14 protein-coding genes are annotated in these 21,061 nt (G+C 40.1%); 9 read left to right on the top strand and 5 right to left on the bottom strand.

What is annotated here, in order from left to right:
• The first annotated feature begins 8 nt into the window (after positions 1–8).
• Positions 9–2,159 (top strand): hypothetical protein, encoded by a 2,151-nt coding sequence (locus ACIGAM_RS08540; protein WP_396511041.1) that lies wholly within the window; start codon positions 9–11, stop codon positions 2,157–2,159.
• Positions 2,160–2,461: 302 nt separating this feature from the next.
• Here ACIGAM_RS08540 and ACIGAM_RS08535 read toward each other — a convergent pair whose 3' ends face one another.
• From ACIGAM_RS08535 to ACIGAM_RS08520, 4 genes are all read right to left on the bottom strand, one after another.
• Entirely contained in the window at positions 2,462–3,403 is a 942-nt protein-coding gene (locus ACIGAM_RS08535; protein ID WP_396511040.1) for a glycoside hydrolase family 43 protein, read from the bottom strand.
• A 237-nt stretch (positions 3,404–3,640) separates the two neighbouring features.
• Complete coding sequence (locus tag ACIGAM_RS08530; protein WP_396511039.1) at positions 3,641–4,558, bottom strand: alpha/beta hydrolase; 918 nt, start codon at positions 4,556–4,558, stop codon at positions 3,641–3,643.
• A gap of 45 nt (positions 4,559–4,603) precedes the next feature.
• Entirely contained in the window at positions 4,604–5,728 is a 1,125-nt protein-coding gene (locus ACIGAM_RS08525) for a glycoside hydrolase family 88 protein (RefSeq protein WP_396511038.1), read from the bottom strand.
• A 28-nt stretch (positions 5,729–5,756) separates the two neighbouring features.
• Positions 5,757–8,504 carry a glycosyl hydrolase gene (locus ACIGAM_RS08520; protein WP_396511037.1) on the bottom strand — a complete coding sequence of 916 codons (2,748 nt, stop codon included), beginning with the start codon at positions 8,502–8,504 and terminating at the stop codon, positions 5,757–5,759.
• A gap of 262 nt (positions 8,505–8,766) precedes the next feature.
• Here ACIGAM_RS08520 and ACIGAM_RS08515 point away from each other — a divergent pair, with 262 nt between their 5' ends.
• From ACIGAM_RS08515 to ACIGAM_RS08500, 4 genes are all read left to right on the top strand, one after another.
• On the top strand, positions 8,767–11,967 hold the full coding sequence (locus tag ACIGAM_RS08515; RefSeq protein ID WP_396511036.1) for a SusC/RagA family TonB-linked outer membrane protein: 3,201 nt from the start codon (positions 8,767–8,769) through the stop codon (positions 11,965–11,967).
• Positions 11,968–11,979: 12 nt separating this feature from the next.
• On the top strand, positions 11,980–13,869 hold the full coding sequence (locus ACIGAM_RS08510; RefSeq protein ID WP_396511035.1) for a RagB/SusD family nutrient uptake outer membrane protein: 1,890 nt from the start codon (positions 11,980–11,982) through the stop codon (positions 13,867–13,869).
• A gap of 87 nt (positions 13,870–13,956) precedes the next feature.
• Positions 13,957–16,353, top strand: a complete 2,397-nt coding sequence (locus ACIGAM_RS08505) for a glycoside hydrolase family 31 protein (RefSeq protein ID WP_396511034.1) — start codon at positions 13,957–13,959, stop codon at positions 16,351–16,353.
• Positions 16,354–16,436: 83 nt separating this feature from the next.
• Entirely contained in the window at positions 16,437–17,603 is a 1,167-nt protein-coding gene (locus ACIGAM_RS08500; RefSeq protein WP_396511033.1) for an ATP-binding protein, read from the top strand.
• 88 nt (positions 17,604–17,691) lie between these two features.
• Here ACIGAM_RS08500 and ACIGAM_RS08495 read toward each other — a convergent pair whose 3' ends face one another.
• On the bottom strand, positions 17,692–18,522 hold the full coding sequence (locus tag ACIGAM_RS08495) for an RteC domain-containing protein (RefSeq protein WP_396511032.1): 831 nt from the start codon (positions 18,520–18,522) through the stop codon (positions 17,692–17,694).
• 455 nt (positions 18,523–18,977) lie between these two features.
• Between ACIGAM_RS08495 and ACIGAM_RS08490 the strand changes: the two genes are divergently transcribed.
• From ACIGAM_RS08490 to ACIGAM_RS08475, 4 genes are all read left to right on the top strand, one after another.
• Positions 18,978–19,271 (top strand): hypothetical protein, encoded by a 294-nt coding sequence (locus ACIGAM_RS08490; protein ID WP_396511031.1) that lies wholly within the window; start codon positions 18,978–18,980, stop codon positions 19,269–19,271.
• A 30-nt stretch (positions 19,272–19,301) separates the two neighbouring features.
• Complete coding sequence (locus tag ACIGAM_RS08485; RefSeq protein ID WP_396511030.1) at positions 19,302–20,210, top strand: helix-turn-helix domain-containing protein; 909 nt, start codon at positions 19,302–19,304, stop codon at positions 20,208–20,210.
• 182 nt (positions 20,211–20,392) lie between these two features.
• Complete coding sequence (locus ACIGAM_RS08480) at positions 20,393–20,707, top strand: MauE/DoxX family redox-associated membrane protein (protein ID WP_396511029.1); 315 nt, start codon at positions 20,393–20,395, stop codon at positions 20,705–20,707.
• A gap of 35 nt (positions 20,708–20,742) precedes the next feature.
• Positions 20,743–21,021: a DUF6520 family protein gene (locus ACIGAM_RS08475; protein ID WP_396511028.1), complete on the top strand. Its 279-nt coding sequence runs from the start codon at positions 20,743–20,745 to the stop codon at positions 21,019–21,021.
• The last annotated feature ends 40 nt before the right edge of the window (positions 21,022–21,061 follow it).

The following is a 21,061-nucleotide window of genomic DNA, read 5'->3' as shown; positions in this document are numbered from 1 at the left end:
CTAAAATTATGAATATTAAACAGCTATTCATTCTGGTTTTCCTCGGGTGTACATTAGCCTGCACTCAGGAAGTTAAAAAAGAAACTACTCTAGAAAATAAAATAGATCGTAAAGCTGTGGTCTCGCGTCACAATGTACATCTCACCGAGATTGATACACTGGCTTCGTTGACACTGGGTAACGGTAATTTTGCTTTTACAACAGATGTTACCGGCTTGCAAACCTTTCCCGATTTCTACGAAAAAGGAATTCCCTTAGGAACACAAGCTAATTGGGGCTGGAATGCATTCCCCAATACAGAAACTTTTGATTTTAAGGAAACCCTGTTAGACTATGATCAAAATGGCCGAAACGTATCTTATGCCACACAGGTAAAATCACCTCAACATGCGAAAGATGCCGCTGAATATTACCGATCCAATCCGCATCGGGTGCATTTAGGAAATTTGGGTTTTGATATAACCAAAAAAGATGGAACGCCAGTAAAACCAAAAGATATAGAAGCTGTAAATCAAACCCTAGATTTATGGACGGGAATATTAATCAGTAATTTTAAAGTAGAAGGCGTTCCGGTAAAAGTAATTACCTCCAGTAGTCAGGAGCAGGATGCGATAGGAGTTAGCGTAGAATCTGCATTACTCAACACCGGCCAACTCAAAATACGCATACGTTTTCCCGCACCTACCGCCAAGTGGTCTGATTATGGAACCCAATGGAAAAACCCTAAACACTATACCAGTACACTTACCACAAATTATGATAACACTGCGGTAATCAATCGCTCATTAGATTCGTTGTCCTATACGGTGGGATTAAAATGGGAAGGAGAAGTAAAAGTTATAGAAAAGAAACAACACTACTTTAGTATTGCACCTAAAGGCGAAAAAATCGCGTTTACCTGTACCTTTTCTGATAAAAAAATTGATGAATTACCCACTGTAAATACCGTATATGCAAGCAGCAGTACGGGTTGGGAAGCATTTTGGCAAAGTGGCGGTATTGTTGATTTTTCGGGAAGTACAGACTTGAGAGCAGCGGAATTGGAGCGTCGCGTGGTGCTTTCGCAATATTTAACCAAAGCGCAAACCAGCGGGAATATACCACCTCAGGAAACCGGATTGACCTATAACAGTTGGTATGGTAAACCCCATTTGGAAATGCACTGGTGGCACGGTGTACATTATCCGCTTTGGGGAAGACCGGAATTGCTGGAGAACAGTCTAGGCTGGTACAATACGGCATTTCAAAATGCAAAAGATCTGGCAGCCCGCCAGGGTTTTAACGGGGCGCGCTGGCAAAAAATGACCGATCCTTATGGGGATGAAGGACCCTCATCGGTAGGTGCATTTTTGGTTTGGCAACAACCCCATTTTATAACCTTTGCCGAATTGATGTATCGTGCAGACACTACTGAAACGACATTAGCAACCTACAAAGACCGTGTTTTTGCGACAGCCGAATTTATGGCTTCCTTTCCCGATTATGATGAAAAAAATGACCGCTATGTTTTAGGTCCGCCGGTGATTCCTGCACAGGAACGTTTTGAAAAAACAGAAACCTATAACCCAACCTACGAACTCGCCTATTGGAACTGGGCGCTAAAAACAGCTATAAACTGGAAAGAGCGCTTAGGCGAAACCGTACCTGAGAACTGGCAGAAGGTGTTGAATAAGCTTTCGGCGTTGCCGATTCAGGAAGATTATTATCTGGCGACTGAAAGCGCAACAGATTCGTATACCAATCCTGAGTTCTTAACCGATCACCCCTCGGTTCTTGGCGCTTATGGAATGCTTCCGGAGACGAGTCTATTAGACAAACCAACGATGCAACATACCTTTGATAAAGTTTGGGGGGTGTGGACCTGGGAAGATACCTGGGGATGGGATTTCCCAATGACTGCAATGACTGCTGCCCGACTGGGAATGCCCGATAAAGCAATTGACGCCTTATTTATGGACGTACAGACCAACACCTACCTCAAAAACGGACACAACTATCAAGAAGAACGTTTAACCCTGTATATGCCCGGAAATGGCGGATTGTTAACTGCCGTTGCGATGATGTGTGCCGGTTGGGATGGGAATAAATTAAAAAATCCCGGCTTCCCGAATGATGGAAGCTGGGATGTAAAATGGGAAGGTCTAGAGCCGTTTTTTTAAGTCGTGTATTTTTTATGCGAAATTATCAAATAGATAAATTTACATTTTCAACTGTAAGAATGATTTCAATAAAAAGTGTTCTTTTTCTTCAGCTTAGTAACAAGTTCCCGTTAAAAATTTTCGAAGCCTTGGAGAAAATTTAGGGGACTTGTTGCGGTTTTGCCTAATATGGCAAAAATGCCTAAGAAAAAGTGTCTTTTCTTTTGTTACTTTTCTTTGGACAAGCAAAGAAAAGTAAAGAAAATTTACCTGCTCTAATCAATAAAGCCTTTAATTGCAGATTTAACCTCTATCAAAACATCTCAATCAATTACCAATACCTCTTGAATCTGTTTCAACTCCGCGGTAGAAACCTGAATCGCTGTCCCGTGACGTATACCATCAGGAAAAGTTATTTTATCTGAAATATCGGTCCAGTTTTTTAAGTCTTCAGACATCACAGCGCCGTATTGATGATCGGTATATTTATCAAAATAGACAATCCATTTCCCGTTTACATTTAAGGCTGTAGGTCCTTCTGCCCAGTAGTTGCCGGTGATGGGTTCGCTGGCTTCAGAATACGGTCCAGTTAAATTTTCCGAGAATGCGACTTTTAAATTTTTACGAGCCGGCTCGCGGGTTTCATCTTTTAAGAACATCACATACTGCTCGCCATCCCATTGTATGGTCGCATCTATAGAGTTAAAATCAGGATCATAAAGTACTTTAGCTTTCGTAAAATCTTTAAAATCTTTAGTTAAGGTATAGTACATACGGTGGTTGTATCCATCATCTGCTTTTGATTGAGTTTCTGGGAATAAACCGGGGATGGTGGTTGCCCAGTAAATCATATATTGGTCGTTTTTAGCATCGTAGGTGATCTCTGGTGCCCAGCAATTACGCGCAGTTTCTTCGTGTTGCATAACAGGTATTAATTGCTGCTCAGACCAGTTTACCAGATCTTCTGAAGAGGCATAACCTATACCCCGCTCTGTCCAACCGGTAGTCCACACCATATGGTAGTTACCGTCTCCGCCAAGAATGACTGCAGGATCACGCATTAATTTTTGCTCACCCACCTCTGGAGTCAAAATAGATTTATCGTTGTTTAGCGATTTCCAATTTAGCGCATCGGTACTATAAGCCAGATGCAAACCATCTTCCCCGTTACCTTTAAAATAAGTAAATAAGTAAGCAGGTTCCTGAGCTTTACAGGAAGTAAAAGCGGTTGCAATTATAAGTACGAATAGAATTTTTTTGATCATAATTTCTAAGGTTATTGTTCATTTTTTTTATCGATAAAAAAACGAACCAAAAAAATCTAGGCTTATGAAATTCTAGCTAAATTTATTGCTAGAAGTCTTAATTTTAGAAACTCGCTTAAAGTATTTTCGATAAATTAAAAATCGTTTTGCTCAAACAGACTAAAATTTCACGACCTCTTCACTTCAAATTTTACGCTAGATCTTCAGTAGGCCTGTTAAAGTTTATAATGAATACTTCTAATTTGTAATTAAACCGTGTTTCTTGAGCCACAGACTCAATGCTGCAGGCCAGGAATCTGCAGTGGCTGAGCGCCCCATACCAAAACCGTGACCACCATCTTCATAGATATGCATCTCGACCGGTACACCGGCATTCTTTAAAGCCAGGTAATAATGAATACTATTTTCTACCGGAACAGCTTTATCATCTGTAGCGTGAATTAGAAAAGTCTTCGGAGTAGCTGCTGTTACCTGTTCTTCTCCTGAGTACTTTGTGACAGTCGCTTCATCGGGATTATTACCCAATAAATTATCTCGCGAACCTTGATGCGTTACTCCGTTTTTCATACTAACTACGGGGTAAATTAGCATAGAAAAATCAGGTTTTGCAGACACACCTTCTTTACTGTCATAAACTGATTCCTCATACAAAGTAGATGCGGTAACAGCAAGATGTCCACCTGCCGAAAACCCCATTACCCCCACTTTTAAAGTGTCGATACCAAATTTTAAAGCGTTTTCCCGAACATAGCGAATCGCACGTTGTACATCTTGTAGCGGACCAATAGTTTTATCCTGCATAATGGCATCACTAGGCAATCTGTTTTTTAACACAAACCCTGTAATACCCTGTTCTGCGAACCAGGCGCCTAATTTATAACCTTCTTTATTTATCGCTAAATGGCTGTAACCACCACCGGGACAAATCACCACTGCAGTGCCGTTACTTTTACCATCTTCCGGAGTGAAAATGGTTAATGTTGGCTCTGAAACTTTGCTATATCCTCGTATTTGATCACCTTCATATTGCTTTTCTTCTTTAAATGAATCATTTGTAATACTTCCCGGCACCACATCCCAAAGTTTAACTTCTTCCTGTTGGGCTATTGCAGCGTTACTTAAAAATAAGCTCATTACTAGTATTTGTATTTTCATACCGGAAAGTTAAGCAAAGGAAAGTTAATTGTAAAAACTACATTTTTAAAATTCTAAACGGTACATTTCGGCACCTGCCAAAAGAAAACAACCCAAACCGTAATCTTCAAAATCGGGTTGCTTATCATAAGCAAGCGGCTGCCCGTCTTTAGGTTCTTTACCTGTAGATTGTAACCATCCTAAAAACCCATTTTCGTGTAAACTATCTGAAATCATCGCATTCCAGGCTTTAGTTATTACAGGTAAATAGGTCTCTCTATCTAGTAAATCATTGTTAATCCCATATGCGATACCGTATACAAACAATGCGGTTCCTGAAGTCTCTTTACCTCCAAAATGTGTTGGATCGTGTAAACTCACATTCCAGAAGCCATCAGGACGCTGTACCTTTTTTAGCGCTTCTGCCATTGCTTGTAAATCTTCTACATACTGCTCGCGGTGTGGAGCATCTGCCGGGATTATAGCAAGTGTCTTTGCTAATGCTGCAATCACCCAACCGTTCCCGCGGCTCCAATAGGAATCTTCCCCATTAGGCTCGGTATACGGCGGATCAAAATCTGCATCACGCCACCAGAGTCCGTCCTCAGGATTGTATAAGCCCTTCCCGCCGATTACGTTTCTACTTTCCATATACATCTGGTACATTTTTTCAAAATAGCGGTCGTCGTGTTCCAACACGCCCATTTTTGCAAAAACCGGCATTCCCATTTGTATGGCATCAATCCAGTCCCAATCCCCATTTTGAGGAGTAACTAGAAACTTCTGCATACACGCGCGGGTGTTTTTTAGTTTCTCGGGGTCGGGTTGTAGATTGTACAAATCTATATAGGTTTGTGCTGCATCATAATCATCTGCATTGCGGGTCTCGTTACCACTTCTAAAACTCCACTCGTGAAAGTTAGCCCAATCTAGCGCGTAGGTATAATACTCTGCTTTAGGGTAAATTTCGTGAAGTGCCATCAGCCCTTCGTAATACACCCCGCGCGTCCAGATGTGGCTGGGGCGCTCTTTATTAGTAATAATGGTTTTGCCTACATCGGGCCATTTTTGCATAAAATACGAATTGGCTAATTCCATTTTTGCTAAAATGTCGTTACGGTCTATTGTTTTTTGAGCTGCACAATTAATACTAAACACAGCAAAAAGTAGCAATGCGATTGTTTTATTCATTAGAGTATTCTTTAAGATATCAAAGTAATTAGTTTGTTGTTGTTTTAAGCGGAATCAATTTTACAGGATCTAACAAACCAGAAGGATTTGGTTCCCATACAGTTGCATCAAATGGTTTGTAATCTTTATTTACCATATTGATCTCATAAAAAATCTTCCATTCTTCACCGCGTAGTTCTTTAGCACGAAGTCTGTTTGCTGCAAGATTGGTCACTTTTATTTTTAAAGTATGTTTTCCCGAATCTAGTTTACCTAAATCAAGAACATAGGGTACAGACCAGGCAGTACCTATATACACATCATCTAACCAAACTGCTGCACTTTCCCGTACGTCGCCTAAATCTAAGCGCCACGCATCTGCTTCAACATCTGGCGTATTAAACGTTGTTGCGTATACGGCAGTTCCTGAAAATTCCTCGGCTTCCTTACTTAAAGTTGTCCAGGATTTTAGGCTTTTCATTTCGACAGCTTCGGGTAAAATCGGACCGCCTTTTTCAAATGAAATTTTCCAGGGATTGGTCAATTCTACACCAGAATTTATAGGATTAGTATACACCCAGTCATCTGCAGCAACTGAAGTATTTGTTTTAAGAATTAAGGCATCACCAGATGCGATTTGCACATTTACACTAGTAACACCATTTGCTTTTTTGATATGTGCTGCTCCCGCCTTTCGCGTAAGCGGATCTAAAATCAGCACATTCTCCACCGTTCCCGCAAGCGGAATATAGTGATCAATAGCATTTGCGGTATGATTTACCAAATAATAAATCTTGCTTCCATCAACATCCCGTCTTATAAATTTTAAACCTGTGTTTACTAAAGTCTCGGGATACACTGAAGCCGCTTGCAAACCGGTTTCTAAATCAGTTGCTGAAAGAGAATTAGTTTCGATAAGTGATTTTAATTCTTGGGTTTGCTGCTTATAATTATAAAACCCCGGAACACTTTCTGGTAAGCCTCTAAATAGTACCGAAGCTCCCTGATTTTTTAATTCAATTAATTTTTGAAGTGTTGCCAATGGCATAAAATCAGTGTCCGGGACTACCAGCGATTTATAGGTTCCGCTAGGAAGAACGATCTTTCCATCTACAACAGTTGCTTGTTTTAGAAAATCATCTGAAAGAAAATCTACTCCATACCCTTTTTGCATCAGCTCCTGTGTGGTTTTATAAAAGGGTGTACCCAGCAACCACTCCTCTAGCGAGTGAATTTTAAACTCAAAGAACAATTTACCGTGCTGAAATTTGTTCCACTCATCCTGAATAGGCCAGTATAATAAAGTCTCATTATCGGGTTTCCCCTCTTGTAAAACTGATTGCACATTAGTCAAATACGAAAATAGAGCAGGTACATCCTCCCATATCGTATTATTAGGACTAAAATTTACAGAAGCATAAAACTTCCAGCCCGGCCAACCTGCACGCTCCGGTGAATAGGTAGAGCCATGTAAAAAGATATGATTTACTCCATTAAGCAATAATTCTTCTGCTTCAGGTTTTGTTTGTGAAAGTGCGGTTTTAAAATGCTCGCGTAACCACGTAAATGTTTCTGAAGAAATTAAGGGTTTCCCGGCAATATGTCCTGCGGAAGAGGAAAACTTCAGCATTACAGGATCTGCATCACCGGTACGTATATTTTCTGCTTCGCGTCTAAAACCCTTTATATCATAAGGCATAGAGCCAAAAGTCTCACACTCGGGAATATCTGCCGATGCATATAAGTCGATCAAATTGCCCGGTGAACCATGTGCCTGCAATTTGGTTTTAAAATTATGGGTGTTTGCCCATTGGGTCCGCGGCTTATCAAATTGGGTCAATAATAATTCAGAAATGGTAAGTCTAAAATCTGCTTTTACCCGGTTGCCCAATTCCTCGTCTTCTTCACTTAATAAAAGGTTGATATGCTGCTTAAGATCGTAACCTCTGTGTTCTTCAAAAAAAGAAAAGAACTTAGGTGTAAAATCGGTACCATATACTTCATAACTATCATTAAAAATAGCACGAAGATTTCCATTTAATTTCGCAAATGCGGAATCATAAGGTTTTACGTATGCCTCAAAAGCTTCGTTAGAATAATGATCTAAAGTATAACCTGCACCACCCGGCGCAGACCGTTTTACCTGCTGACCTGTTTTGCCTGTAAATAATGCATATACGGTATAGTCTGCATCAGGATTGTCCCATGAAATAGCCCCGTCACTAACCTGTGTAGTTAAATCTTTTAAGTTTCCATTGTTGTCGTAGGCTAACAAAGCAGAGAACACCGCAGGTTGTTTTTCGGTAGCAGGTGGATGAATTGGGCTAGTAAAGTCAACTCCTTTTTTAACCGTATAAGTTGACACTACCAGCTTGGTTGCGGCAAACTCTTTAGTAACGTGGGGCCCACCATAAGGCCAGCCGGTTCCCAAAACCATATCTACTCCCAGTCCCAGACTGTCTGCGGTAGAAATGGTATAGTCTAGCATCTCCAGCCATTTTGGAGAAAGATGATCTAGAAAATTAGCTTCTTCCCCTTTTACACCATATATAGGAGTGATTTCTACACCGCCAAGACCCGCTTCTTGAAAAGCAATGAGGTGTTTTTTAAGATTGGGTTTATCTACTGCACTCCCCATCCACCACCAGCGCGTCCACGGTTTAGTTGTATTCGTAACTTCAGGCCAGATCGAGTTTTTTATAGGTTCTCGCGTCTCTTGCGGCTCTTGCGTTTTACAATTTAAAAAAAGTAATAAAGCGGTGAGTATAAATAAAAATTTAGGGTTGGTATAGGTCATTAATTCAAGATAATTAATTGCTAATAATATGTGGATATACTTCAGGTATTCAAGTTATGCTAAAAATAAAAGTTCATAAATCAAATGCTATCCTGTGCCGTCCTGTTGAGCACACAGTTTAACGAGTAGTAGTATCTACAGCTATATTAACAAAAAGCAGGACAGTACAGCACAGTAAGTACAGGATAGCGCTAACGTTTCCTTTATTTAATTTTAAGCACAAACAACTAATTCTAGTTTATCTCTCTAAAAATTAATGAATATGAAAAAAACGCAAAAACACATCGTACTGTTTTTAAGTTTTTTAATGCTTAGTATAACTATCTGGGCACAGGAAAAAACAGTATCGGGTACCGTGACAGATTCTCAGGGAATGCCGCTCCCGGGAGTTAATGTTATCGTACAGGGAACCTCAACAGGAACACAAACCGATTTTGACGGTAACTACAGCTTACAAGCTAATGAAGGCCAAACCCTCCTTTTTTCTTTTGTAGGAATGAAATCGATTTCGCAAGCTGTAGGCTCTTCAAATTCATATCCTATTACGTTACAGGAGGATAGCTCAGAATTAGACGCTGTGATCGTAGTGGGGTATGGTACGCAAAAGAAATCAGATATAACGGGTGCAATCTCACAGGTATCTGCAGAAGAGTTAAATGACTTCCCGGTTCAAAACACCTTACAGGGTATACAGGGTAAAGCTGCAGGGGTAAACATCTCATCAAACGCCAGACCAGGAGAAGTAGGAGCTATACGCATACGTGGTAACCGTTCTATAAGCGGGGGCAATAGCCCACTTTATGTAGTAGATGGCGTGCCGCTACAATCGGGTGGTTTAGAAGCATTCAACCCTAATGACATTGAATCTGTTGAGATTCTTAAAGATGCATCTGCTACGGCAATATACGGTTCACGTGGTGCAAACGGGGTTGTTTTAGTAACTACAAAAAGCGGAAAAAACGGAAGATTTCAATTGAATTACAGTACCAATGTTTCTTTAGAAAACATTCGCAATTTAGCTGATTATTGGAACGCAGGTGACTATGCACAGTATAGAAGAGATGCCCTTATAGGAGCTAACGCATACAAAAGACCCAATCAGGATCAGGTTTTGTATCCTGACCCAGCCGTAGACCGTATCTTTTTTGGCGGTGATCAGACTGCATTAAATAATGTACTTGACGGGTATTCCTGGATAGATCGTGAGGCTGGTATTGTACAAACAAGAGCTACTACAGCAGCAGAGCAGGCTCGTTTTGGGGTTAGTGAAATACCCGTTTATGACGGTTCGAGAATCCCTACAACAAACTGGACCAATTTTGCTGAACAAACAGGAATTTTACAACAACACAATGTAAGTGCAAATATGGGTACTGAAAAAATGAAAGCCTATATTTCTGGAGGCTATCTTGATCAAATAGGTACCGTTGTTGGTCAGGAATATAAAAGATACAGTGCCTTAATCAATGTAGAATTAACTCCTGTAGACTGGTTTAAAATAGGAGGTACTATCAATGCGAGTTATGCAGTACAGGACTTTGGCTATTCAGCCGGGGGGTCTAGAGGCTCAAGAACACTATATGAAGCGGCCTTAGGCCAGTTACCGTATGCACAACCTTATGATGCTAATGGAGATTATATTTTTAATCCCGGCGGTAACCCAAATATCATAAACCCAATACGTGATGTAGGCGAGGTGATCAACGAGCGAAAAACTGCCAGAATGTTTGGTAGCTTCTTCGCCGAATTACAGGTAGCAGAAGGCTTAAGATTCAGAACTATTTTTGGACCAGATATTAGAAACTTTAGAAACGGTCAGTTTCAAAGTGCAGCCTCAAGTTTAAGAGGTGGTGGGAGTTCTTCTTCTACAAATTATGCCCGCTACTCAACCAGTGAAAATGTTTCCTGGACGCTTGAAAATCTTGTTTACTATGACAAAAACTTCAATGACGTACACAATTTAGGCGTTACGCTATTACAAAGTTCATCTCGTATTACTGGCGAGAGTAACGATATGACAGCCACAGACCTGCCTTACGACAGCCAGTTATGGTATAACTTAGGCTCTACAAATAGAGGGGCTCTTGACGGCTGGGGATCAGGCTATACAAAACGTACATTAACCTCATACATGGCGCGTTTAAACTACGGCCTTTTAGACAAATATCTTTTAACAGTAACCGGAAGAGCAGACGCAGCTTCGGTACTAAGCGAAGATAATAAATGGGATTTCTTTCCATCATTGGCTTTAGGTTGGAAAATGGAACAGGAGGATTTTATGAAAGATATTAATTGGATCAACCAATTTAAGCTACGACTGGGTTATGGTGAAGTAGGCAATCAAGCGGTTGACCCCTACTCCACTTCCGGAGGTCTGGTAAGACTGCCATATATTTTTGGCTCTACTCCTGCACCAGGCTATGTGGTAGGTGACCCTAAGGGTACAGATCAGGGTAGTTTACCTAACCGGGAACTAGGCTGGGAACGTACCAAACAAATTAACCTCGGGATAGACTACGCCTTTTTAAATTCAAGAATTAGTGGTTCTATAGAATATTATGTAGCAAATACAGATGATATTCTTTTAAATAAAACCCCAAACTCGGTAACGGGATACGGTAGCATCACGGTTAATGCAGGAAAGACAAGAAACCGGGGTATCGAATTGGCTTTATCTACAAGAAATATTGAAAGTCAAAATTTTAGATGGACTTCAGACTTAACCTTTACAGCAAATCGTACCGAAATTGTTTCTTTAGTAGATGGTAGCAAAGAAGACGATATTAATAACGGATATTTTATTGGTGAACCTATAGGTGCTATTTATGACTATAAAAAAATAGGCATCTGGCAGACTGCAGATGCAGACGAAATAGCCCGCTATAATGCGAATGGAGCAGATTTTGAACCTGGGGACATTCGGGTTGAAGATGTAAATAATGACGGAATCATAAACCCTACCAATGACCGCCAGATTATAGGAAATCCGAATCCGGAATGGATAGGTGGATTAATCAATACCTTCAGCTACAAAAACTGGGATCTTTCTGCATTCTTATACTCAGAATGGGGAGCGACAGTTCGTGGAGGTGCCGTAGACCTTCAAGGGCAATTTGTACACAGAGCAGTAGATTACTGGACTCCAGAAAATCCTACTAATGCCTATCCTAGACCGAATTACAACAATGGCGGTCAACCCCTGTTCTTCAGTTCAATGAATTATCAGGATGGTTCGTTTATCAAATTAAGATACGTTTCTCTAGGCTATAACTTTGATAAGCAAACATTAGAAAATGTAGGAATATCTAATCTTAAAATCTATGCTCAGGCTATAAACCCATGGTTGTATTCTAAAACAGATTTTCTTGATCCCGATAGTAGTTTTCAGAATGGCGGGGCTAACCCCAGCGCCTCTTCAATAACCACAAACAGCTTTGTGGTAGGATTAAATGTTTCATTCTAAAAAAAGAGCATTATGAAAAATATATATAAAAAATTTACAATTTACGCTTTGGCAATGTTGCCATTAGGATACAGCTCCTGCAGTGATGATTTTATCGAAGAAGAACTTGTTGCGGTATTAACACAAGACCGCTATAATTCTTCAGAAGGTATCGAAGAGCTGGTTAACGGAGCCTACGAGGGCTTGCGTTTTCACCATAATTATGAATGGTCATATACGCTAACCAATTATGGTACAGACACCTTTACAAACGGTGGTGGTACTAACTTTATAAAATGGAATCAATACGGCAGTGAATTAGATGCTACAGATAGAGATAATTTAGCTCCTTACTGGGACAATATGTATGCACAGATTAACCTTGCAAATATTGGTATTTCAAAAATTCCAGATGTGCTTGCAGATGCTCCAGATTTGCGCGATACACGCCTTGGAGAATTGTACTTTTTAAGAGGCTTTAATTACCTCAATTTAGTTACCCAATTTGGAGATGTGCCTATTTCTACAGAACCTATTACTTCAGATCGTGCAGATTTTCCCAGAGATTCTAAAGAAGAGGTATTTAATCTTTTAATTGCAGACTTAACTCAGGCGGTGGCATTTTTACCAGTGGCAGAAGCGCAGGAGGGTAGACTTACAAAAGCGGCGGCACGTCACTTTTTAGCAAAGGCCTATCTTACCAGAGCCAGCGAATTGAATGCAGAAATCACACAGCCTAATGATTTACAAATGGCTGCAACTCTTGCAGACGAGGTAATCGCTGAGCGTTCTTTAGCTCCTAACTACAATGATATTTTTAATTATACGGCTGTTAATGGACCCAATGAGCAACTTTCAGAAATTCTACTGGCTTCTCAGTTTGACAATACGCAGGCCCTGTTAGGCCGTTACGGAAACCAAACGCATTTATACTTTCTTTCGGTTTACCGCTTTTTTCCGGGAATGACACGTAATCTCGCAGACGGGCGTGAGTTTCAACGTTTAAAGCCTACAGATTATGGTTTAGATAACTTTGACCGTGTAAACGACTCTCGTTTTTACAAAAGTTTTCAAACTTCATACATAGCCCAAAATACAAATTCTGTTCCTAGCTGGACTGCAGAGAATGCTCCTACTCCAGATTTAATAGGAGAGCCTAAATTTACAGTGGGTGATACGGCTGCTATCTATGTGATTAATGAGCAAAATGACACGAGGTTTACATCTACCTATAAATCTTCATTAGCGCCTTTAGTTATCGCAAGATATGCGGTTGATGATAACGGAAATCAGGTAACTGATTTCAATATAAGTACCTATCCTTCCCTTTCAAAGTACCGCGACCCGTTTAGGACTAACTTTAATGATTCTAAAGGAACCCGTGACGGTATTCTTGCGCGTTTGGGAGAAACCTACCTGATTGCTGCAGAGGCCTATGGCAGAATGGGACAATATACTACAGCTCTGGGATATATAAACACCTTAAGAGAGCGTGCTGCTTATAAAGAAGGGGAAGATCGCGGCCTTGTTTATTATATTACAGAACCTGAAGTAAACTTTGGCAACACAACCAGCACAGCAGACGCTATGTTGGCTTCCGAAGCCTTTTTTACACCCGGTACACCAGAAGCTAATGCGCAGTTATATCCTCCCGGAGTAGGTTCTAAAGCAGACATGTTTGTCGAATTTGTGCTTAACGAACGAGCTCGCGAATTAATGGGAGAATTTTACAGATGGGTAGATCTTTCGAGAACCGAACGTTTAGTTAGCAGAGCAAAGGCATTTAATCCGGAAGCTGCAGCAAATGTGAGTGAAAAATTCTTACTGCGTCCGGTACCACAATCCTATTTAGATGCCTTAATCATTGATGGGGCTCCGCTTTCACCAAGTGAAAAACAAGCCATGCAAAACCCAGGATTCTAATAGTGATTATTCTGGTTAACTTAGAGAATAGTCAAACACAATACTCCGTGTTTGACTATTCCTGTTTATAATTTTAACTCAACTCCTATGCGCTTATCTATAGTTCTGTTTAGTCTTTTACTTACAGCATCGCTTGCTGCCCAAACCACTTTAGGCTCTTTTCAATCAATAACGAGCCAGGATAAAAAACACATTCAGATTAAAACAACTGAAGGTCATCTGCGTATGGAGGTCTGTAATGCAGATGTTATACGATTTAGAACCTCCTGGGATGGCAATTTTGAGCCTGACGAACCCTATATGGTTACGCAGTATGACTGGGCAGAAACCAAATGGGATCTTAAAGAAACTGCAGATTTAATTCAGTTAAAAACAGCGCAGCTCCTTGTAGAAGTGACTAAAAATCCGGTTCAGGTAACGATTAAAGATAAATTTGGAAACATACTTTCTAGAGATGTCAATTCCGGAAACTATACAACGAATAAAGAGGTAGGTGCTCAGAAAGAATTATTTCCTGATGAACATTTCTTTGGTTTTGGAGAACGTATGGATTTCTTAGATCGAAGAGGTAAAATTACCAATCTTACGGTGGGTCGCGGTGAGGGTTTACCACATATTGTAGGTGCTTACAATGTATTGGAGGCCAATTACAGTCCGGTGCCATTTTTTATGAGCACCCGCGGATATGGGATATTTTTTCATACTTCATTTGAAACACGCTGGGATATGGGACACACCGCTAACGATGTCTACACGTTTGAAGCTAAGGGTGGCGAACTCGACTATTATTTTATGTACGGACCCGATTTTCCGGCGATTTTAGATCACTATACAGACATTACTGGTAAATCTCCGTTACTTCCTAAAGCCGCCTTAGGCTTGCACGTAGGGACATACAGCGGCGGAACCTGGGGGTATGAAGAGTTAACTTCAGACCAATATCCTGTAGCGCTGGTAAAAAAATTTAGAGCTCTCAATATTCCAATAGATATTTTACACCTGGATTCTACCTGGCGTATTTTCGGTAAAAATGGAGGCAGCGGTGCTACAACATTTGAATGGAGGGAAACCTTTGAAAATCCCGAAGCGATGTTTGATAGCCTGTATGCGCAGGACTTAAGTATGGTGGGTGTTCACGTAAGACCGCGTTTTGATAATGGTAACACACTCAATTTACTCGATCAGGCTCGTGAGGCAGGTTTTGTATATCCCGAACCCAATAATACCGGTGAATTTGTAAACTTCTTTAAAAAAGAAGCGGTAGATTGGTGGTGGGACAATGGAGCGAAACGCCTCGCAGATTCGGGTGCGATGTTCTTTAAAACGGACGAAGGAAGCGCCTTTGGACGTAAAGCTAATGAAAGTGATAAAACCGGACCACAGGGCCCGGAAATAAAAAGACTTCATAATATTTTTCCTTTGGCATACGCTAAAGCTCCTTATGAAAAATTTCAGGAATACAACGGGCAACGCGGTATGAATCACACCCGCGAAGGATACGCCGGCATACAACGCTACCCCTTTATTTTTGCCGGTGACTGGCCTAGTGAGTGGCAGTATTTTGAATCCGTAATTAAGGCGGGTCTAAATATGGGCTTATCGGGTGTGAGCAACTGGGCGCATTGTATGGGTGGATTTGAACACGTTGCAGACCCCGAGTTATACATCAGGTGGACGCAGTTTGGTTTGATGAGTCCTATTGCACATTTGTTTGGTATGGAGCATCCCAACTATAAAGAACCCTGGAATTATGGCGAAGAAGCTCTGGTAAGCTTTAAGAAATACGACGACCTACGCTATAGCCTCACCCCCTATTTATACAGTACTATGTATAAAAACCATAAAGATGGAAGCCCAATCATGCGCGCATTAGTACTCGATTATCAGGAAGATCCCAATGTATATGCCATTACAGATCAATATCTATTAGGAGATGCTATGATGATTTGCCCCGTTACTACAAAAGGAGCTAAAACCCGCACGGTTTACCTTCCTGAAGGAAATTGGATTAATTACTGGACACAGGAAAAATATACCGGAAAGCGTTTTATAAATGTCTTATGCCCCTTAGACGAGATGCCTATGTTTATCAAAGAGGGCGCTATACTACCTACACAAGATGGGGTAGAAACTATTGGGTCTAAAACTCCAGAGCTCATTACACTAGATATTTATGCTGGTAAAAATGCTGAATTTCAATTGTATGATGATGATGGTAAAAGCTTAGACTATAAAAAAGGGAAGTATGCACTTACTCAAATTACAACTGAGCATACTGAAAATTTCTTAGCTATTACCATGAATCCCAATTTTAAAAACTTTAAACTAGCTAAGCGCACGTATAACTTACGCGTTCATTTTGTGGGAAAACTCAAATCCATTAAGATAAACAATGAGATTCCAAGGTATACGTATGAGAACGGTATTCTAGAATTCACCCTTGCTGATGTTCAAAAATCAAAAACCATTAAAATTGAGCTTTAAAATGTTAAACAATTTTTAATGATAAGAAAATGTGAAGTTTAGCTTCAAATATATCTTATTTTTAGGGCCTCTAAACCCTACAATTGATTAATAAAGACTTTCTAAGAGTACAAAAATTAGCAGATCTCGATCTGGATTATGAGTCGCTTCGCAGTGAGTTTGGCCCTTTAAGTGTACTAGCTGCTAAAATAGCAGGGACCGAACTTTCTGAAGTAAATTTTATTGATAATTATACGCAGTGGACGGTCGCCGGAACGCTGGATGAATTCTCACAAAAAAGTCGCGAAGAATCTATTTGTAATTTTACAATAGAAGAAGCGCATCATTTTAAATCCCGGGTTGACTTAGATCCGCGTTTTAAAAATTCTGATTATGTAAAGAATGAAGGCTATAAATTTTATTATGGTATTCCGTTACGGTTAGGAGATGACATTGCAATAGGTACGCTCTGTGTAGGCGGTAAGAAAATTGAAGAGTTGTCAGACGCTCAAATAGAACAGCTACACATAATCGCAAAACAAATTGTAAAGCATATACAATTAAAGTTTGAAACGCAAAAGGCCATTCAGCAGGCTCATGAGGAGAAACTGCTAAAATTACGCCTGGCACACGATGTACGAAGCCCTTTAAGCGGGATCTCCCAACTTATAGAACTCAATGATTTTGAAAGTCAAACAAAGGAAGAATTACAGGATATTGTAAAATTAATTTCGGCTGCTTCATCAGGCATTCTGCAATTAACCAATGACATTTTAAAAGATCATTTTACAGCTGCTGAAAGCAAAACGGAAGCCCAGTTTACCGTAGCTTCCTTAGCTTCAAAGTTAAGTGATCTCTACAGCCCACAGGCTAGATCTAAGAATATTGAGCTTTCGATAGACTTTAAAGAGCACGATTTAACATTCCCAAGACGCAATTTGCTGCCACTCATTGGCAATCTCATATCCAATGCCATAAAGTTTACCAGATCTAAAGAACAGGTACAGGTTCATTTAGCGATAGAAGAACAATTAAAGCTCGACATTTTAAAAATTGAAGTTAAAGATTGGGGTGTGGGAATGAATCAAAATCAAATTGATGCGATTCTAAACACCCAGTCTATTCATAAAGTAGGAACTTCAGGGGAATTGGGCTATGGGATGGGACTCTTATTTGTAAAAGAACTCATTGCAAATTTAGATGGTACCATGCATATTGAAAGTACAAAACATCAGGGAACGCAAATAAGGATTGAGATTCCTTTGCTTTGATTTGAGTAACGAATAGTTTAAATGGTTCATACAGCACCTGGTGAATCTGAAAATTAAGAAGTCTGCGATTGACTGTAAAGTTTCCACATCACGCGTCATCACACCGCATTTTATACTCCAGTCCCAGAATAAGTTCTTCCAGAAATTTGGTCCTGCTCCCCTTCCGGGATTTAATTTCTCCATAGGTCTTATAAATCCCATCCAATTTAATATGGAAAAAATTTTCAAAGCAACTCACCAACGTACTGAGATCAGAACCTCCATGATTTAAATGTTGTGATGCATACAGTGCATAAATAAGCTCTACCAGTGCAGTTTTAGAACCAGACCAAAGTAGCACCAGATGCTTTTGAGCTAAAATAGGGGCTTCAACTCTGGATTTCAAAGCGGTAAGTGCTTCTTGTAGATACGTTATAAGCATGTACATAGCCTGAATCTTAGCCCAAAGCAGGTCATGCGAACTACTAAACTCCGGATATTCAAAATAATGAATTAGGGGAGTAAACGGAATACGAATACCTGCGTTTCGAGTAAAATACTGGTGATCCAGATGCGTAAGCTCTTGCTCCATATACCGCACAAAATCCATTTGGCATTTGAAGAATTTATTAATTTTACGCAACTCCTTTTTATAAAATTGCATTTGAAAACATACACCGGCTTTAGGCTTTCGCAATTCACACAGACGCATTTCTGAATAATAAATCAAATAACGCATTGGGCAGGGTTTGAGATGCTTAAAAAAATGAATCTCTTCAGAAACATCTTCAAAGTCCTGCTGTGTAACCAACTCGTTGAGTCGGGTCAAAGCAGTATGCGAAGTTTTAATTCCGAGTGCGGCTTTTTTTAAAGGGTCATCAAGGGGTAAAACCTGATGGGTTAGGTCATCGTAAAAGTTTTCTAGGATAGTTGTATACATGGGAGCATCAGTTAAACAGGTTAGTACATCGAGAGGCTGATATAGATTTTAGTGTTTAAGATGTATAGGGATAATCACAACTAATTAAAACAACAAACGGTACGCAGCGGTATACCGGTTGATCGTTCAATAGTTAGGTTTTGAATAGAGACATAAGCAACAGATTAAAGATTTATTTTTTTGAATCTAATAAATTCCTTCAACACCCATATCGTGCAAGCAGGTTACAACCCCAAATATTCCCTTACACGTAAATTTTAATCCTGCAAACCTTATTACATCCGATAAATCCTCAAAATAAAACCATTCATAAGTTTGAAATACAGACACTTATAATTCATTTTACTAATTTTAATACATTTAATAAACAATACGTCATGCAGGACCTATACGAAAACGCATATGCCGAATATCGATTAGATTCGGAAATCTTGTGTATCAACTACAAACAACAGGTGTTAACCCTGCAAGCTGCACAAAAGGTGGTTTACGATCGCCTATGCCTGCAGGGAGACAGGGCGTACCTTGTATATTGCGATGTCAGAAACATTCTGGATACCGATAAAGAAGCACGCGACTACCTGGCTCGTGAAGGAGCCGCACTAACACGTGCCGTGGCGTTTAGAATTTCAGGCCCGGTTTCTGAGAGTATGCTCAATTTTTATTTGCAACGCACCAATCCTCATACTCCCACCCAACTTTTTTTTAAGAAAAAACCGGCACTTATGTTTTTAAATAAACACCGCTAAACGAAGTCAAACCCTGTGAAATTAAGGAGGATGAAAAACCGGGAAGCACAAATAGTTCAAATCAAAAACATAATCTTGGAGATGGCTAAAGGTAATTTCAATTACCGGATTCCGCGCTCAGATCAAAACAATGATACCGAAGCCATTGCAGTACTGCTTAATATGTTAGCTCAAGAACTTCAGGCTTCTTACAATCCGTTTGTATTCAATGTGCCTGTTACGAAGCTATTAACGGTAAACCACTACCTGTTTTTAATCAGTCCCAACTCCGAAATTCTAAGCACTAATTTTGACCAGTACCCTACAGACGTTGTGCGAAATCAAAATTTCACAAAGCTGCTCACCCTCGATTCCCAGCAAACTTTTAGCAGGCAGTTACAAACACTTAGAAAAACAGATAAACCCAGTTGCTCCTGTAAACTGCAAATCATTACAGAAACGGGACTGCTTATGCCGTTAGACTGTACCTTATTCAGACTGCAATACGATACGGTAACCGGTAACTTTCTACTGGTCGCATCCCGAATTCAAAGCCTAAATCCTGTAATAAAAAAAGAACTAATCCTACCCAAAGACTACCCGGTTCGCAAACTGGAAGTGCTAAAAAATACCGCCGATATTCAAACCATACAAAAAGTGGAAGCCTATTTAAGAGAACATACACATGCGCCCATAAGTTCCTTAAAAACGCTGGGATTACGCTTTGGTATAAACGAATTTAAACTTAAAAAAGGCTTTAAAGAGCTTTACCAGACCACCGTGTTCAGATATCATATAAAACAACGTTTACACCTGGCAAAACAGCTGATAGCTACCACCGGCGATCAGCTTTCGGGTATTGCGCTAAAAACCGGATTTAAATCCTATCCGCATTTTGGAGAAGCGTTTAAAAAAGAATTTGGTGTACCACCCAGTTTCTTTAAAAAAAACCAAAATTAATCGCCTATACCGTATTTATACTCCCACATACAGTACTCATCTTTTAAGATCTAGACGTACTTTAACTAGCAAAAGTCTAGTTATGAGTTCACGACGTATAAAACCTGATTACCAGCTCCAAATCAGTGCAATTTTCTTGAGCTGCCTCTGGTTATATGCGGCTACGACTAAACTTTTGGAGTTTGAGCAGTTTAAAATACAGCCTGGCAGCCCTGCTGCTGGTATCCAAAACACGCCGGCTTGGGTTATTGGGTTCTGCAGTATTGATGAGCGTATTTACAGTATATATAGCCGGGATGATGCTATTCATTCCAGAACTACCCTGCTCCTGTGGCGGAATCATTAATGATTTAACCTGGAGTCAGCATTTGCTCTTCAACCTGGTTTTTACGGCTCTGGCTATTTATGGCAGCTATCAGTATTCCCGTTTTACAAAAATAACGCCTTATAAAATTAGTCGTGCGCACGATGATGCAGGAGCAGCCGAAAACCTGTAAAACAGAGTAGGCAAAACTTTTTAATACTTTTTATTATGAAAAAATCTAAAATAATGATCCCGGTAATGACACTGGGGCTGGCAGTAGGTTTGGCTTTTGCGAACACCGCAAGCCAGTCGAATGGATGGATTAACCTGAATGGTACTCCTACTCAATTAACAACTGATCCGTGTAAAAGTTCGGGAAGTGAGTGTAGTGTGATTTATCAAGATGACCCTCAAGGACGAGTTTTTGAGGTCTTTACAGATATTTCGTTAAACACCAGAAAACCATCGGGAAGCGCGACACCTTACGTAATTCCAGGTAATCCGTAATCCACCTATTCACGTAGATTGAAGACAGCCCCATAGCAAA

The organism is Leeuwenhoekiella sp. NPDC079379, from assembly GCF_044542075.1.
In the GTDB taxonomy this organism is placed as follows: Bacteria; Bacteroidota; Bacteroidia; order Flavobacteriales; family Flavobacteriaceae; genus Leeuwenhoekiella.
Note: the sequence above shows the minus strand (reverse complement) of the source record. Positions and strands in the feature narration are given on the sequence as shown.

Excerpts from the sequence above, each read along its gene's own strand:
- ACIGAM_RS08540 (WP_396511041.1), top strand. The coding sequence starts at position 9 with ATGAATATTAAACAGCTATTCATTCTGGTTTTCCTCGGGTGTACATTA.
- ACIGAM_RS08535 (WP_396511040.1), bottom strand. The coding sequence starts at position 3,403 with ATGATCAAAAAAATTCTATTCGTACTTATAATTGCAACCGCTTTTACT.
- ACIGAM_RS08530 (WP_396511039.1), bottom strand. The coding sequence starts at position 4,558 with ATGAAAATACAAATACTAGTAATGAGCTTATTTTTAAGTAACGCTGCA.
- ACIGAM_RS08525 (WP_396511038.1), bottom strand. The coding sequence starts at position 5,728 with ATGAATAAAACAATCGCATTGCTACTTTTTGCTGTGTTTAGTATTAAT.
- ACIGAM_RS08520 (WP_396511037.1), bottom strand. The coding sequence starts at position 8,504 with ATGACCTATACCAACCCTAAATTTTTATTTATACTCACCGCTTTATTA.
- ACIGAM_RS08515 (WP_396511036.1), top strand. The coding sequence starts at position 8,767 with ATGAAAAAAACGCAAAAACACATCGTACTGTTTTTAAGTTTTTTAATG.
- ACIGAM_RS08510 (WP_396511035.1), top strand. The coding sequence starts at position 11,980 with ATGAAAAATATATATAAAAAATTTACAATTTACGCTTTGGCAATGTTG.
- ACIGAM_RS08505 (WP_396511034.1), top strand. The coding sequence starts at position 13,957 with ATGCGCTTATCTATAGTTCTGTTTAGTCTTTTACTTACAGCATCGCTT.
- ACIGAM_RS08495 (WP_396511032.1), bottom strand. The coding sequence starts at position 18,522 with ATGTATACAACTATCCTAGAAAACTTTTACGATGACCTAACCCATCAG.
- ACIGAM_RS08485 (WP_396511030.1), top strand. The coding sequence starts at position 19,302 with ATGAAAAACCGGGAAGCACAAATAGTTCAAATCAAAAACATAATCTTG.
- ACIGAM_RS08475 (WP_396511028.1), top strand. The coding sequence starts at position 20,743 with ATGAAAAAATCTAAAATAATGATCCCGGTAATGACACTGGGGCTGGCA.